Genomic DNA, 15,445 nt, shown 5'->3' on the forward strand with positions numbered 1-15,445 from the left:
GTTAAAGATAGAGTTTTTCCCTCCCCGATAGGGGAGGGATTTAGGCGGCCGCCACCTTATTCCTCAATACGCCTATTTTTTCAATCTCAATTTCGATGACATCCTCCGGCAGAACCGCTCCCACCCCGGAAGGGGTTCCGGTCGAAATCACGTCCCCGGGAAGGAGGGTCATCACGCTGGAAATAAAACTGAACAGCTCAAAGGGATTCCAAATCATTTTGGAGGTGTCGCCGCTCTGGCGCACCAAGCCGTTCTGCCGGGTGGTAAGTTTCAAATGGCTCGGATCGATATCGGTCACAATCCAGGGCCCGACCGGGCAGAAGCTGTCGAACGACTTGGCGCGGCTCCACTGCACGTCCTTTTTCTGCAAATTGCGGGCGGTCACGTCGTTCAGGCAGGTGTAACCCAAAATGTACTTGGGAGCCTCCTCTTTGAAAACCTTGCGCGCTTTTTTGCCGACGACCACCGCCAGCTCCCCTTCAAAATGCACCTCCAGCCCGCCCCCCGGATGGCGAATCGGCTCCTCCGGCCCGATCAGGGCGGAAGGGGCCTTCAAGGCTATCACCGGTTCGTCAAACTCTTTGGTGGCGGAGGCCGATTCCTTGATGTGGTCCTTGTAATTCAGGCCGGTCAAAATGATTTTTGAGGGCTCCACCGGGCAGAGGAGTTTCATTTCCCGAATCGGAAATTTTTTTCCGGAGGGTTTATCCGAAACCCAGGGGGGTGCGGCCAGCTCGAAGATGGTTTCACCCTCCAGCTTGCCGTATGATCTCGTCCCGTCCTTGTCAAAGGCCGCAAAAGTCGCCATTTATTCCTCGCATAAAATTTTTATATGGTCGCAAACACAGCGCCCCAGCACTTCCAAGTCGTATCCTCCCTCCAAAACCGAAACCAGCCTCCCCCCGCATTCTTCTTCGGCCAGTTTTTTCACCAGCCGGGATGCCTCCTTGAACCCTTCGTCCGTCACGTTAAGCCCGGCCAGGGGGTCTTCGGCATGGGCGTCGAACCCGGCCGAGATTATAATAAATTCCGGCCGAAAATTTTGGGCCGCCGGAATTAATTTTTCCTCTATGCCGGACAAAAACTCCGCATCGCCGCTCCCGGCCGCAAGCGGAAAATTCAGCGTGGTTCCCTTGCCGGCCCCCGCTCCCGTTTCAAAGGCCGCCCCCGTGCCGGGATAGAAGGGGTGCTGATGAGAGCTGTAGTAAAACACTTTTGGGTCGCTGTAAAAAATATTTTGCGTACCATTGCCGTGGTGCACGTCCCAATCCACAATCAAAACCCGTTCATAATTGAACGCCTCCGTCAAATGCGCGGCGGCCACAGCTACGTTGTTGACGAGGCAGAACCCCATCGCCCGGTCACGCTCGGCGTGATGGCCGGGCGGGCGGACGGCACAGAAGGCGTTTTTCAACTTCCCCTTGTCCACATCCTCGACCGCTTGGACGACCGCTCCCGCCGCCAATTTTGCGGCGTGCCAACTTTTGTTGCCGCCGACGGTGTCCGGGTCCAAGGCGAAAAACTTTTTTTCCTCGGTTTTGGCCAAAAAATTCAGATAGTCAATGCTGTGCACGCGCGAAAGCGCTTCCAGGCGGGCCGGCCCGAAGCCGGGCCGGATTAACGTATCGAAAAGCTTTTCCTTCTTTAACTTTTCGAGAATGGCCGCCAGCCGTTCGGCTCTTTCCGGATGCCCCGCCCCGGTCTCATGCTTCAAAAAATCGGGGTGATAAAAAAAACCGGTCGCCATCTTACACCGCCGAGAGTCCGGCCACCTTCTTTTTCTTCCAGCCGCCGCGGGAAAACCAGAAAAGCATCGCCGCTCCCCGGACGGCCGTGGTCAACGTAAGCGCCCACCAAATGCCGGAAACCCCCCAACCGAGATTCTGGGCGAAAAAGTAAGCCAATGGAATTCGCGCGAGCGACCCCGGAACGGAGATCAGCATCGCCGGCAACGTATCGCCGGAGCCGGAAAAAGCCCCTTCCAGAACGATTTCAAACCCCATAAAAATCTGCGACAGGGCGATAATCCGCAGATAGGCCGCGGCCGCTTCAATCACCTGGGGGTCGGAGGAAAAAAGCCGCACGATGGGGTGGGGCAGGATTAAAAAAACCAGCATCAGCACGCCCGTTACGAGGGAGGCGTAATAGGTTGTCTTGTAGGCGGCCCGCTGGGCCCCCTCCGGGTCTTTGGCCCCCAAGTACTGTCCCACCAAAGTCGCCGCCGCCACCGAAAAGGCAAAGCAGGTCAAAAAGGAGATCGCTTCGATGCGGTTGCCAAAGCCGAGCGCCGCCAAGGCAAAAACCCCGAAGGAAGAGGCCAATTTGTCCAAAAAAAGATACACAATCGTAAAGGCGATGCCGGAAATTGAAATCGGCAGGCCGATTTTTACGATCTCCCCGATTGTTTTAAAGTCCGGTTTGATTCTGGCGTTAACCCCCGGCGCAAAGGGGGGCTTGCGGAGGTAAATCAGAACGACAAAAGCGCAAAGCTCGGCAAAATAGGCTATTCCGGTGGAAAGCCCGGCGCCGCTTACCCCCAATTCCGGAAAGGGCCCCAAACCGAAAATCAAACAGGGGTTTAAGGCGATGTTGAAAACTAAGGCGGAACTGGTGACCATCATCGGCGTTTTGGCATCTCCCGAGGCACGGAAGATGGAAGCCACCGTTTCCGCCCCGAAAAGAAACGGGAGAAAAGCGGAAAGGGGGGCCAGATAACGGTAGCCCAGCTTGGCCACCTCCGGTTCGTTCCCCATCACCCGAAAAAAATACTCGCCAAAGAGGACCCCCCCGCTGCCGACCGCCGCGCCGAAGGTCAAAGCGAAGAAAAAGGCCTGGGTGGCGTAATGCCGGGCCTGCCCCGGCCGCCGCGCTCCCAGACCGCGGGCCACGGTGGCGATTACGCCGGAGATGACGATATTCAATAAGGAGAAGGCAAGCCAGAGGATGAACATCGAGGAGACCACCCCGGCGACCGGCTGAGTCCCCAGTTTGCCGACCCAGAAGACATTGGCCACGGTGTTGGCGGTCTCGAAGAGCATGGCCAGAAAAGCGGGCCAGAAAAGCCGCCAAATCTGGACCGAAAGCGGTCCGGAAAGGGGATGGGTCGGCTCGGTCGGCAGCGGGGGGGATTCGGGCAGGGTCGTCATTTTAGGTTTGCCTTTTCAAGTTGAACTTTTATTTTGGCAAAGTTTAAAAAGATAGGACGAAAAAAAATTTAAGCAAACCTTTTAGATGCCCAACGAACTGGAAGAAAAACCGGCCGAGCAGAGCCCCTACCGCCTGGTGGAGCTGGTCGGCTCCGGCGGAATGGCCAACGTCTACCGCGCCATTCAGATTTCCCTCGAGCGGGAAGTCGCCATCAAGCGGCTGCACCCCTACTTGATCCAGAACCAGACCTTTCTGGCCCGTTTCGAAAAGGAGGCCAAATCGGCCGCCTCGTTGCGCCACGAAAACCTTGTTTCCGTCATCGACTACGGCCGGGACGCCGAGGGTTTTTTCATCGTGATGGAATACGTCCACGGCCGGACTTTGCGCGAGGTTTTGGAAAAGGGGAAAGTCCCCCTCGAGGTGGCCTTGATGGTGGCCCATAAGGTGGCTTCGGGGCTCGCCTTTTGCCACGAGTCAGGCGTGGTGCACCGGGACGTCAAGCCGGCCAACATCCTCCTCTCCGAAGAGGGGGAGGTGAAGCTGACCGACTTCGGCATCGCCAAGGCGCAGGACGCCTCCATCACCGTCACCGGCACCACCCTGGGTTCCCCCGCCTACATGGCCCCCGAACAGCTCCGCAGCATGGAAGTGGACCGGCGCGCGGATATTTTTTCCCTGGGGGTGGTCCTGTACGAAATGCTCTCCGGCAAAAAACCGTTCGACGGGGACAACTACTCCGCGGTCATCACCTCCATTCTGACCACCGAGGCCAAACCGCTCTGCGACCTTTCGCCGGAAATTCCGGTGCGCCTCTCCCTTTTGGTCGCCCAGATGCTGGAAAAGGACCCCGACCGCCGGGTTTCCAAAATGGAGGAGGCGGCCGAGCGGCTGGAAGAGTTGATGCGCTACTACGGCGTGCAGCGGCGCGGGCTTTTGGGGAAATTTCTGGCCTCCCCGGACCAGTTCACCCGCGAGGCGCAAAGCCAGAGGATAAAACGCCACCTCGATTCCGGCATTTACTATTTCCATCTGGGGCGGGGAAAAATGGCCGAGGCCCAGCGGGAATTCCGCGAGGCCTTGCGCTGGGATCGGGAAAACCCGCTGGCGCGCGAATACCTGGAGCGGATGTCCGCCGAGCCGACCGAGTCTTTGGAGGCGGCCTGGGCCGTCGAGCAGGAGGCGTTGAATCGGAAGCTTTTCCCCTACGGGCTGGTTTTGCTTTTCGTCTTGGGGATTTTTCTGTACTTCGGCTTCGGCGTTCTGGAAACCGCCACCCGCCAGTTCAAGGTGGAAAAGGAGTTGAAGGAGAAGGAAAACCGGCTGGCGGCCATAAACGCCCGCCGCAAACCGATCAGCCCCTATGCCGCCGGGGGAGAAAACGCCGGATTTTATGGTCCGGAATTCAGCGGGGAGGAAACGGACGGGGATGAAGAGGCGCTCTCCACCCGGCCCGTCCCCGGTTCCTGGGTGCAGTTGGGTCCCGTTCCCGCCGGGCAGGAGGCGTATCTGGTGGTTTCCGCCAAGCGCCGGGCCTACATCAAAATCAACGGCAAGCCGTACGGCAAAGTCCCGCCCCCCCGGGCCTTCAAAGTGGAGGGGGGGCGGCACACCATTATCTACACCTATCCCGGCTACGAGACCAAAACCAAAAACGTGAAGATCAAACCGGGGGAATCGAAGCTGGTCAACGTCGATTTGCGGCGGGAGCGCACGCCGTAAGTGGCCGCCTCCTCCGAACCGTTGACCTCGGGCTCCACTCCCTTGCCGGAGGGAAAAAAACAGCTCCGGGCGGATTTGGTCCTCGTTTTTATAACCCTGATTTGGGGCTCCACCTTCACCGTGGTCAAAGGGGCGCTTGCGGACACCACGCCGTTTTACTTCAACGCCATCCGCTTTTTGCTGGCCGCCCTGATTTTTCTGGCCCTTTTTTACAGAAAGATCTTTCCGCTCGATTTTCTCTCCCTCCGGGCCGGCGTGGCGGTCGGCATCTTTCTTTTTTTGGGTTTCGCCTTCCAGACCTACGGGCTGGCCTACACCTCCGCTTCCCGCTCCGCCTTCCTGACCAGCTTATTGGTTTTGTGGGTGCCGTTCATCTCCCTTTTCGTGGAAAAGGAGCGCCCGGCCTTCTCCCACTGGGCCGCCATCGGCGTGGCGATTGCGGGGATGTGGTTTTTGAACCGGCCGGAGACCGGGCAGTTGAACCGGGGGGACTGGCTCACCCTGGCGTGCGCTTTTTTTTTGCCCTGCAGGTCGTATTCCTAAGCCATTTTGCCCGCCGCTACTCGGCGGAAAAGCTCACCTTTCTTCAGCTTTTCACCTGTCTTTTTTTCTCGGTTCCCGGCGCCCTTTTGTTTGAGCCGGAAACGCCGGCCTTCACCCCCAATCTCATAACCTCCATTTTGGTCACCGCCGCTTTGGCCACCACGCTCACCTTTTATTTGCAGACCCGCTATCAAAAGGACACCAGCTCCACCCGCGCGGGGATTATTTACGCCCTGGAGCCGGTTTTTGCCGTCCTTTTTGCCTATCTTATTCACGGCGAGGAGCTCTCCCGGCAGGACTGGATTGGCGGCGGGCTGATGCTGACCGCCATCTTGATTGCCGAGCTGGGAAAAAACCGATGACCAAACTTTTGTACTACGAGGACAAATGGCTTTTCGAGTTCTCCGCGTCGGTGATCGCCGCCGGGGAATTCAAGGGAAAACCGGCCGTGGAGCTGGACCAGACCGCCTTCTACCCGGAGGGGGGAGGGCAGCCTGCGGATAGGGGTTTCGTCGGCGGGGTCGCCGTGCTCGACTGCCAGAAAACGGACGGCGCGGTCTGGCACGTTCTGGAAAAGCCCCTTCCGGCGCAAATCGGCGCAACCGTTTCCGCACAAGTCGACGGCGAGCGGCGCTTCCACAACATGCAAAAGCACACCGGCCAGCATCTTCTGTCCGCCGTTTTTTTAAAAGAAGGGTGGCCGACCGTTTCCGTGCACTTTGGCGAAGAGGAATCGACCCTGGATTTGTCCGGGCGGGAGCTTGGTGCCGAAGTTTTGAGGAAGATCGAAGAGCGGGCTAACCGGCTCGTTTTCAAAAACGTCCCGGTCAAAATCTTCTGGGCAACGGAAGAAGAATTGCCTGCCCTGGGATTGCGCAAAACGCCGGAAGTTTTCGGAAAATACCGCATCGTCGAAATCGAGGGGGTGGACCGCTCCGCCTGCGGCGGCACCCATCTCGATTCCACCGGCCAGATTGGGATGATTAAAATTCTTTCCACCGAAAAAGTGCGCGATACGCAACGGGTCTATTTCGCCTGCGGCTGGGGGGCGTATCGGCTTTTCGCCAAGAGTTACGAGGATTTGGCGGCTTTGGCCAAGAAGATGACCCGTGGAATCTTCGAGGTCGCCCCGGCGGTTTCCACATTAATAGAAGAAAGCCAGAAGTTGCGGCGGGAGGCCTCCTTTCTGCGCGAACAGCTCCTGCCGCAGAAAGCGGCCGAGCTTGAAAAAGAATTCGCCAACGCTGCTGGTTTTTCCTTTCTGGGTAAAATTTACGACCGGGAGGCCGAGGAGATGAAAAAGCTGGCACAACTTCTGGTTCAGAAGCCGGGCCGCGCCGTCTTTCTGGCCTCGAATGCGGGCAGTTGGGTTTTGGTAACCTCCCCCGACTTGGCCGTGGATCTGACGGTTTTGGTGAAGGAGATTCTTTTTCCGCTGGGAGCCAAGGGGGGCGGCAGCGGCAACTTCCGGCAGGGAGGAGGGTTGAAAGATTTTGGCGCCGCCTGTTCGAAAGTCCTTGAATATTTGAAGAACAAACTTGGTGCATAACATTCTTCGTTCTTTACCGGCTGTCGGGGTTTTCCTTTTGTTGTTCCTTCCGTGTCAATCAGTTTTTGCCCAGCAAACCTCTTCCAAAAAAAGCGAACGGCTGGAGCTGCTTCCCGGCGCACGCAGTTTGTTCCACACCGAAGTGCGCGGGGAGGAGGTGACCTGGGTCGTCGGCAACGTACATTTCCGGCAGGGGGAGGGGGATTTCCGGGCCGATTCCGCCCGCTGGCATCAAAAAGCCAACCGGGTGGTTCTGGCCGGGCGGGTCAAAATCCGCTACCCGGAATACGAGCTGCGCGCCGATTCCGTCCGCTACGACGCCAAGACCAAAGAGGGGTGGGCTTACGGCAAAATCCGCTACGAGGATTTGAAGGAAAAAACGGTTCTGCTTGGAGAACGGGGGCGCTATGAGCGGGAAAAAAAATATTTACTTATTGACCAAAAGCCGGAAATGCAGCTTTTGCCGGCCGCCTCCGATACTTCCAAGCCGGAAACCACTTTCGTCTGGGCCAGGAAACTGGAATTTTACGGCGACGAGGAGAAGGGAGTTGGGACGGACTCGGTGCGCATCCGCCGGGGAAAGGTTTTTGCGTACTCGCAGAAGGCGGTCTTTTTGCGCAAAGAGGAGAAACTCGTTTTGACCGAAAAGCCGCGCGGCGGGGATGACAAATCAGAAGTCGCGGGCGAGCGGTTGACTTTGCATTTCAAGAATAACCGCGTCCACCGGCTTTCGGCCGAAAAGAAAGCCCGCGCCCTCTATCGGGACTTGGCCGACACCACCCGTTCCGAGCTGGCCGCCGATTCCATCACCTTCCATTTTGAAGGGGATGCTCCGGCTTTGATCCGCGCCCTGGGGCAGGCGTACATCTACTATAATCAGGCGGACGGCAAACTAAAAAACCACGCCTCCGGCGATTCCGTTCATCTGCATTTGAAAGACCGAAGAGTTGAAAAGGTCTCCGTCCTCGGCGGCGGGCAGGGGACTTATTACGCCTTTCCGGAGAATAAACCGGGGGGGGATACCGTCTATTATCAGGCCGGGGAAATCGAATATCAAATCCCCCCCAATAAAATCTTTCTTTTAAGCCGGGCCGAAACCCGCTATCAAAATCTGACTTTGGAAGCGGACTCGATGCTTTACGACGGGAAAGCCGAGCTCCTGTACGCCTCCGGCTTTGCGGATACGATGAAGAACGTGACCAAGCGGGTCTTGAAAGACGGCAAGGATGAGGTGGCCTACGACCGGCTGGCGTACGATTTTTCCACAAAGAAGGGAAAGATGAAAAGCTCCCGCACCCAGTTGGTGGAGGGGTACTACCGGGGGGCGGACGTTTCCCGCGTCTCCGAGGAAGAGGTTTTCATCCGGAACGGCTGGTTCACCACCTGCGACGCCGAGCACCCCCATTACTACTTTTCGTCGGCCCATATGAAGCTCATCCACCGGAACCGGATGATTGCCAAGCCGGTGGTTCTGCGCATCGCCGGCGTCCCTTTGGCCGCCATCCCGTTTTACATCTTCCCGTTAAAGCCGGGGCGGCATTCCGGCATTCTGAATTTGCGCATCGGCAGCTTCGGCAACGACCGGCGCGGCATCCACAACATCGGCTACTATTTCGCCTTGTCCGACTACTACGATTTGACCACCGCGGTGGACGTGGATGAAACGGGCGGGGATTTGAATTTGCTTTTCCGCTCCGGCGTCAACTACGCCTGGCGTTACCGGTTCAACGGGAGCTTGAGCGGTTCCTACGGGCGGGTCCGTTCCGTTTTCGCCATCGATTCCGCCGCCAATTTGTTGAAAAGCCGCTCCGACCGCTGGGATTTTCGCTTCAACCATTACCAGACCCTGTCCCCCACGGCCACCTTGTCCGGCTCCGGCAATTTCGTTTCCGACAAAAATTATTATCCGGACCAGTCCCTCGACCTCTCCACCCGTTTGAACCGGGTCTTGAACCCGCAGGTCAACTTCAGCAAAAATCTGGGTTGGGGGGGGCTTTCGATCGTCGCCCAGAAAACCTTCAATCTCGACACGGACGAGCGCACCTCCTCCTTCCCCTCGGTATCGCTGACCAAGCCGGCCAAGCCGTTTTTCTCCCCGGGCCGGGGGAAAGGCCCGGCCTGGTACCATTCGATTTTCTACAGCTACAGCGGCAATTTTTTGAACTACTACAACCGGGTGCGCAACACGGATTCGACCACCACCGACCGGAAGCGGGCCACCGCCAACCATAGTTTCGGGCTTTCCGCCCCGCAGAAGATTTTCTGGCTGACCTTGTCCCCCAATTTCAGCTACACGGAGAACTGGTTTCACATTTACCGGACGAACGGCTCGGAGGCGGCCGGGGTCTCTTCCGGCAGCTTCCGCCGGGGCTCCGGCTCGATGGGAATCTCTTCCACCACGAATCTCTACGGCACGTTTCTTTTCCGGCTGGGAAGTTTGACCGGACTGCGCCACGTGTTGAGTCCATCTGTTTCCTACTCTTGGATTCCGAAGTCCACCCGCCATCAAAAGGAAGCCGCCTTTGTCGGGGTCGGCGTGCAGACCCGGACCGCACAGGTTTTGAATTTCTCCTTGTCCCAGCTTTTCCAGGCCAAATTTCAAGGGGAAAAAGGGGAACGGAAGCTGGATTTGTTCACTGCCAACATGAGCGCCAGTTACAATGCGGAAGCAAACTTCCGCCGCTGGTCGGAATTGGCCACGGCCGTTCGCACCTCGGCCGTCCCGAATTTCTCCGTCGACTTTTCGGCCCGCCACGATTTTTATGACACGCTCGGCAACGGGCTTGACCGCCCGCGGCTTTTGAATTTTTCGATAACCTCCTCCTACAATTTCAACCGCACCTTCTCCTTCGGCCCGCCCTTGTCACCAAGTGAAGGTTTTGCTTCCTTGGCCGGATTGGGCGGGGATGACAATTTGCCCTTCAGTTTTTCCATCAGCCACACGATCACGCAAATAAAGCAGCCCCGCCCGGTCGCAACCACCCAGCAGGTAAATCTGAACGCCTCCGTCCGGCTGACCAAAACCTGGCAGATCTCCTATGCCCAGAGCTACGATTTGAGTTCCAAGGCCTCCAGCTATCAGGAGGTGGTTTTGAACAAAGACCTGCACTGCTGGCAGGGGTATTTTTCCTGGCGCCCCTCCGGCTTCCGCAAAGGATACTACTTCACCATCTCGGTCAAGGCCCTCCCCGAACTCAAAATCTCCAAGGAACCGGTCGGCCTCGGCACTTTCCTGCCCAGCACGTTTAGATAATCCGGGCGCCGGTTCAAAAAAATCGCAACCCGAAACGGCCTCCGCCCGTAATAGATACCGCAATGGGCTCTGGTTGCAGGTTCGTTTTGCGTTTTTATATTGCCGATGCCGGGTAAAGGCGAAACCGGGGGTGCAGGAGGATTTATGCGGGTCTCTATCTTTTTTTTGCTGGCTTCACCGGCGCTGCTTTTGGCGGCCGAGCCGGATTCCACGGAAAGAAAAGTCCCCGAACACAAGGCCGTCCGGGTCACCAACCCCATAAAACTGGACGGCATCCTCTCCGAGACGGAATGGCAGACCCCCCCTGTCACCGGATTTATCCAAAAAGACCCGAAGGAGGGGCAGCCCGCTTCCGATTCCACCAAAGTCTGGTTCGCCTACGACGACGAGGCGCTTTTCATCGGCGCCCGGATGCACTGCCCCGATTCGCTCGGCATCCGCTCCCTGGTTTCCCGCCGGGACCAGACCGGCAATTCGGAGCGGATCATCATCTCCTTGGACACCTATCTGGACCGCCGCACCGCCTACACCTTCGCCGTGGCGGCCTCCGGCACGCGGGCCGACTACTACCACGCCACGGACGACGAATACAACCGGGATTATTCCTTCGACCCGGTCTGGGAGGCGAAAACGAGAATCGATTCGGCCGGCTGGACGGCGGAGATGCGCATTCCGCTTTCACAGCTGCGCTTCAACGCCAAGGATGTGCACACTTGGGGATTCAACATCAACCGCTGGGTTCCCACCCGCAACGAGGATGACTATTACGTGTACATTCCGAAAAAAGAGACCGGCTGGTCCTCCCGCATGGCCCGCTTGAACGGCATCACCGGCATCAAGCCCGCCCGGCGGTTGGAAGTGATTCCCTACGGCGCCTCGGACGCCACTTTCACCTACGGCCGGGACAAGAAAAACCCGTTCGACGACGGGGTGAACATGAAAGGGCGCACCGGGGCGGATATCAAAATGGGTTTGGGGCCAAATCTGACTTTGGATGCCACTGTCAATCCCGACTTCGGGCAGGTGGAAGCCGACCCGGCCCGGGTGAACCTTTCCGCCTTCGAAATCATCTTTGACGAAAAGCGCCCCTTCTTTGTCGAGGGAAACCAGCTTTTGCGGGGGAACGGCCCGGCCTACTACTACTCCCGGCGGATCGGCGCGCCGCCGCGGGGTTCGGCTTCCGGCGATTACGTGGACCGTCCCAACACCTCCACCATTCTGGGGGCCGGCAAGCTGACCGGGCGGCTGGCCTCCGGACTTTCCATCGGGGCGTTGGCGGCGCTCACCGACGAGGAGTTTGCCGAAAGCTACGACACGGCAGGCGTTTCCTACAGCAAAACGCTGGTCGCCCCCCGCACCGGCTTTGGCGTGTTGCGTCTGCAGCAGGAGTTCGGCCCCTCCGCCTCTACGGCCGGGCTTTCGCTCACCGGCGTGGGGCGGGATTTGTCAAAAAGCCGGGAGCTCTGGCAGCTCCTGACCCACCAGGCGTATGCCGGCGGCGGAGATCTGAATTTGCGTTTCAAGGGAGGGGAATATGTGCTTTTGGGGACGTTCGGCTTCAGCCACATTAAAGGGGACTCGAACGCCCTCCAGCGGGTGCAAACCTCCAGCGCCCATTACTTCCAAAGGCCGGATGCGGACCACGTGGAATTCAAACCGGGGCGCACCTCCCTTTCCGGCTACCAGGGGTTTCTCCGCTTTTCAAAAAACAGCGGCAAGCACTGGCTTTGGGAAACGAGCATCGGGGCGGAATCCCCCGGCTTCGAATTGAACGACGCCGGCCGTTTGAATTCGGCGGACGACATCGACTTTTTCGGCGCTTTGAAATACCGGGAAAACCAGCCGGGGAAATATCTGCAAAACTACAACCTCGCCTTCTACGCCGGGCGGGGGTGGAATTTCGGCGGCGCCCACCAGTACACCTTTTTCGATTTCGAAAACAACTTCACCTTCAAGAATTTCTGGGGACTTTTTCTCGGCTCCGAAATTTATCCCCGCTCCTTCAGCGACGACGTCACCCGCGGCGGCCCCATGATGAAAGACCCCTTCGGCTGGAACGTTGCCGCGCAGATTTCAAGCAATTTCGCCTCCAATACCAACTGGTATTTGTACGGGATGTATGACAAAAACGAAATCGGGCACTGGTATTACTATCTGGAAAGCAAACTGGGGGTGCGGACTTCGGGGCGGTGGGAGTTTTCCGTTCTGCCGTATTACGAACGGGGGCTTACGATTCGGCAGTATATCGCCACACTGGGCGGGGGGAGGCCGGAAACGTTCGGCAACCGCTACGTTTTTGCCTATCTCGACCAGAGCACTTTGGCGACGCAGTTTCGAATCAACTACGCCTTCACCCCGGATTTGACGCTTGAACTGTACGCCGAGCCGTTTGCGGCCTCCGGAAAATTTTACAACTTCGGGGAGCTGGAGGCGCCCAAGACGACCTTGCCCGCGCAGTATGGAACCAATGGCACCACCATTACTTACGACAGTTCTTCGCGGACGTACACGGTGACGGACGGCACGTCCAGCTTTACGCTCGACAATCCGGATTTCAACATTCTCTCCTTCCGCAGCAACGTGGTTTTGCGATGGGAGTGGCTGCGGGGGAGCACGATGTATTTTGTCTGGGCGCGGAATTTATCCGAGTTTGAAGCGCAGGGGCGGCACGTTCGCCCGAGCCGGCTTTGGGACGCCTTTACCACCGGCGGGGATGTTTTCGTCGCGTTAAAAATCAGCTACTGGATCCCGGTCAGTTAGGGGTTCCTTCCGCGCAAAAAGCCCTCCTTTTTGGAGGGCTTTTTGTTTTTCACCAATTCCTGCTTTCGTAGGGGCGAATCTTGCTTGCCCTGAGCGTAGCCGAATGGGTATTCGCCCGTTTCTTCTTGCCCTACAACGTCACCCGGGGCCTCGTGAAAAGAATCTAAACCACCGACAAAAAACCGCTTGACAGATTTGCAAGGGCGTTGTACATTCCAAAATATGAAGCGTATTTACAATGGTGAAGAACAAAGTGTTAACCCTGAAACGGCCAGGGACCGTTTTAAGCGATTGGCTTCGCTTAGAACAAATGCTGTACTAAGAAGGCTAAAGGTTCTTGGCAACTGTGCAAATCGACATTACTACGATTACTCGGAGGAGGACATAAAAAAAATATTTTCGATCATCGAAAAGCAGGTTCAAGAAGTAAAAACCCGATTCTATTTTCCCAAAGAAAAGGAATTCAAACTCTGATGACCAGTAAAATAAATTCAAAGCAAACTGTCCAGGAAGAATTTGCACCTTCTACGTATTTGAAGATTGGTATGGATGACCTCGTTACAGCCGCTCTATACTTCCTTCAAAGATCCGAGAAAACCCCAACATTTGAAAATCTTGTGGCGAAAGCGTACGAACTATTTCCCGAGCGTTTTGCGATGGTCGGGTATCCTCAATGGCCCGACTCAGCATTAATAAACAAATCCTGGTTGAGGTGCAGAGCAGATAAGCAACTAATAACCGGTAGTGTAGCAACTGGATTTACTTTAACCCCCAAAGGAGAAAAAGTCGCAGAAAAAACGCTTTTAAGGTTGAATTTTGTTGAAATAAAAACAGCCACAAAAAAAGGCGACCGACGAAGTATTGCCGGGAGAGTCGTTTCAAGAGTAGAGAAAAGTATGGCATATAAAAAATTCCTTGAAAATAATTCTATAGAAAATGTTACCGAATATGAGATGTGTGATTTGCTTTATGGTACACTTGAGAGTTCGCCGGAGACTTTAGCAAAAAATTATGAAACAGTTATTCAAAATCTCAATGATTTTCCGCGAAATGACCTGATCGAATTCTTGAAAGCTCTCCGTAATAAATTTCTTAATCGGTTCGTGGTTGCTAAAATGAGGGGTGGAATGTTACCCCAGAAGACGTAAACGCGAAAGGAGTTCAAAATGGTTTTGGTTAAAAGGAAACTGCTGGCAGGCCGCAGAGCATTTGTAACCTTAGCTTCTCAATCAATAGGGAACGATCTATTAAAAGGGTTGGTGGAGATAATTACAAACGGTGACGACAGTTATTATCGACTCGAAAGTAAAGGAATACCGGGGTCGGGCAAAATTGAAATAGAAATTGACAGAAGACCGAAAAGCAAACAAACTCTAATCCGAATAAGAGATTTTGCCGAGGGTATCGACAATCAAAGAATGGACGAGTGTGTAGGCTACTACGGCGAGAACGTTAGCGGCGATACAGGAAGAGGGTTTTTTGGGATGGGATTAAAAGACACCATCATCAATTTTGGGGAAGGAGAGATAAAATCAATAAAGGATGCAAAGTATTATCGGTGCAAACTTAAAGCAGATGATTTTACTCTTTACAATCCTACAACTGCTGACAAAAGGATTCGGAAGGAGCTCTCTATTCCCAATAATGGAACAGTCGTGGAAATTCTCGTAACGAATCCGAGAGTGAGAATTCCATATTTTGAAAACCTCCGAGAAGATCTTCAAAATCATATTCTGCTTCGTTTAATAATGTCCGATACACATCGAACTATTGTATTAAGAGACTTGCGGAGCGGAAATGAGAGCACACTTTTTTATCAAGAACCGGAAATCGATGCAATTCTTTTCGACAAAGTCGTACCAATTCCGGAATTTCCAAACGCCCAAATCCAATTTACAGTTAAGAAAGCAAAAGGTTCCTTTCCACTAAGCCAGGAAGGTTCCTGCCGGACAGGGGGAATTCTTATTACTACACGTAGAACGGTCCATGAAGCAACGCTATTTGAATATGATTCGGATCCATTTGCTGCTAATTTATTTGGGGAATTAAGATGTGAATACATATATGAACTCCAACATTCCTCTGAGCCAGTTGTGGACAGGAATCGCGATGGTTTGATGAGAAACCATCCGTTCACAAAATGTTTGGTCAGGGAAGCAAAGAAAATTTTGAAAACCATAGTTGAAGAGGAAAAAGAAAAAGAAAAACAGAGAGAAAGAGAGCTTGAAAACGAAAATACCAGAAAACGATTTCAAGAAGCGGTAAAAGAACTGAACAAAATAGCAACTCTTGAATTAGAAAAGCTAAGTGGGCCGGGAACTGGCGGCACAGGACACTGTACTGCTCCCCTTTAGTCAAGCGGCCTGATATGGAGTCATCGGGCTGAGGTTATAGGTTTTCTCGAACCTGTTCGGCGGCTGGTAGCCCAGGGCCGAGTGCAGGTAGGTTTCGTTGTACGTTTCGATCCAGCCGTT

At 55.3% G+C, this 15,445-nt stretch carries 11 protein-coding genes; 8 read left to right on the plus strand and 3 right to left on the minus strand.

Annotated elements, in window-relative coordinates:
- Positions 1–40: 40 nt before the first annotated feature.
- Genes VNL73_03600 through VNL73_03610 form a run of 3 tightly spaced genes read right to left on the minus strand, consistent with a single transcriptional unit; the run spans position 41 to position 3,146 of the window.
- Positions 41–808 (minus strand): fumarylacetoacetate hydrolase family protein, encoded by a 768-nt coding sequence (locus VNL73_03600; protein ID HXF48497.1) that lies wholly within the window; start codon positions 806–808, stop codon positions 41–43.
- On the minus strand, positions 809–1,747 hold the full coding sequence (locus tag VNL73_03605; GenBank protein ID HXF48498.1) for a histone deacetylase: 939 nt from the start codon (positions 1,745–1,747) through the stop codon (positions 809–811). It lies immediately after the preceding gene.
- A 1-nt stretch (position 1,748) separates the two neighbouring features.
- A complete protein-coding gene (locus VNL73_03610) occupies positions 1,749–3,146 on the minus strand; it encodes an MATE family efflux transporter (protein HXF48499.1) in 1,398 nt (465 codons plus the stop codon).
- A gap of 85 nt (positions 3,147–3,231) precedes the next feature.
- On the opposite strand from VNL73_03610, the gene VNL73_03615 reads away from it, so the two are divergent.
- The 8 genes from VNL73_03615 to VNL73_03650 all read left to right on the plus strand — a co-directional run bounded on the left by VNL73_03615 (position 3,232) and on the right by VNL73_03650 (position 15,325).
- Positions 3,232–4,866, plus strand: coding sequence for a serine/threonine-protein kinase (locus VNL73_03615; protein HXF48500.1), 1,635 nt, complete (start codon positions 3,232–3,234; stop codon positions 4,864–4,866).
- Positions 4,867–5,409 (plus strand): DMT family transporter, encoded by a 543-nt coding sequence (locus VNL73_03620; protein ID HXF48501.1) that lies wholly within the window; start codon positions 4,867–4,869, stop codon positions 5,407–5,409.
- On the plus strand, positions 5,373–5,771 hold the full coding sequence (locus VNL73_03625; protein HXF48502.1) for a DMT family transporter: 399 nt from the start codon (positions 5,373–5,375) through the stop codon (positions 5,769–5,771). Before VNL73_03620 ends, VNL73_03625 begins: the two co-directional genes overlap by 37 nt.
- Positions 5,768–6,958 carry an alanine--tRNA ligase-related protein gene (locus VNL73_03630; GenBank protein HXF48503.1) on the plus strand — a complete coding sequence of 397 codons (1,191 nt, stop codon included), beginning with the start codon at positions 5,768–5,770 and terminating at the stop codon, positions 6,956–6,958. The genes VNL73_03625 and VNL73_03630 overlap by 4 nt, the downstream gene beginning before the upstream one ends.
- Entirely contained in the window at positions 6,951–10,211 is a 3,261-nt protein-coding gene (lptD, locus tag VNL73_03635) for an LPS assembly protein LptD (protein HXF48504.1), read from the plus strand. The genes VNL73_03630 and lptD overlap by 8 nt, the downstream gene beginning before the upstream one ends.
- 144 nt (positions 10,212–10,355) lie before the next feature.
- Positions 10,356–12,971, plus strand: a complete 2,616-nt coding sequence (locus VNL73_03640; protein HXF48505.1) for a DUF5916 domain-containing protein — start codon at positions 10,356–10,358, stop codon at positions 12,969–12,971.
- A gap of 473 nt (positions 12,972–13,444) precedes the next feature.
- The gene (locus VNL73_03645; protein HXF48506.1) at positions 13,445–14,119 is read left to right on the plus strand and encodes a hypothetical protein; all 675 of its coding nucleotides are present in this window, start codon (positions 13,445–13,447) and stop codon (positions 14,117–14,119) included.
- An 18-nt stretch (positions 14,120–14,137) separates the two neighbouring features.
- Entirely contained in the window at positions 14,138–15,325 is a 1,188-nt protein-coding gene (locus VNL73_03650; protein ID HXF48507.1) for a hypothetical protein, read from the plus strand.
- The last annotated feature ends 120 nt before the right edge of the window (positions 15,326–15,445 follow it).

The sequence above is a fragment of the Verrucomicrobiia bacterium genome (genome assembly GCA_035574275.1).
In the GTDB taxonomy this organism is placed as follows: domain Bacteria; phylum Zixibacteria; class MSB-5A5; order DSPP01; family DSPP01; genus DSPP01.

Excerpts from the sequence above, each read along its gene's own strand:
- VNL73_03600 (HXF48497.1), bottom strand. The coding sequence starts at position 808 with ATGGCGACTTTTGCGGCCTTTGACAAGGACGGGACGAGATCATACGGC.
- VNL73_03605 (HXF48498.1), bottom strand. The coding sequence starts at position 1,747 with ATGGCGACCGGTTTTTTTTATCACCCCGATTTTTTGAAGCATGAGACC.
- VNL73_03610 (HXF48499.1), bottom strand. The coding sequence starts at position 3,146 with ATGACGACCCTGCCCGAATCCCCCCCGCTGCCGACCGAGCCGACCCAT.
- VNL73_03615 (HXF48500.1), top strand. The coding sequence starts at position 3,232 with ATGCCCAACGAACTGGAAGAAAAACCGGCCGAGCAGAGCCCCTACCGC.
- VNL73_03630 (HXF48503.1), top strand. The coding sequence starts at position 5,768 with ATGACCAAACTTTTGTACTACGAGGACAAATGGCTTTTCGAGTTCTCC.
- VNL73_03640 (HXF48505.1), top strand. The coding sequence starts at position 10,356 with ATGCGGGTCTCTATCTTTTTTTTGCTGGCTTCACCGGCGCTGCTTTTG.
- VNL73_03645 (HXF48506.1), top strand. The coding sequence starts at position 13,445 with ATGACCAGTAAAATAAATTCAAAGCAAACTGTCCAGGAAGAATTTGCA.
- VNL73_03650 (HXF48507.1), top strand. The coding sequence starts at position 14,138 with ATGGTTTTGGTTAAAAGGAAACTGCTGGCAGGCCGCAGAGCATTTGTA.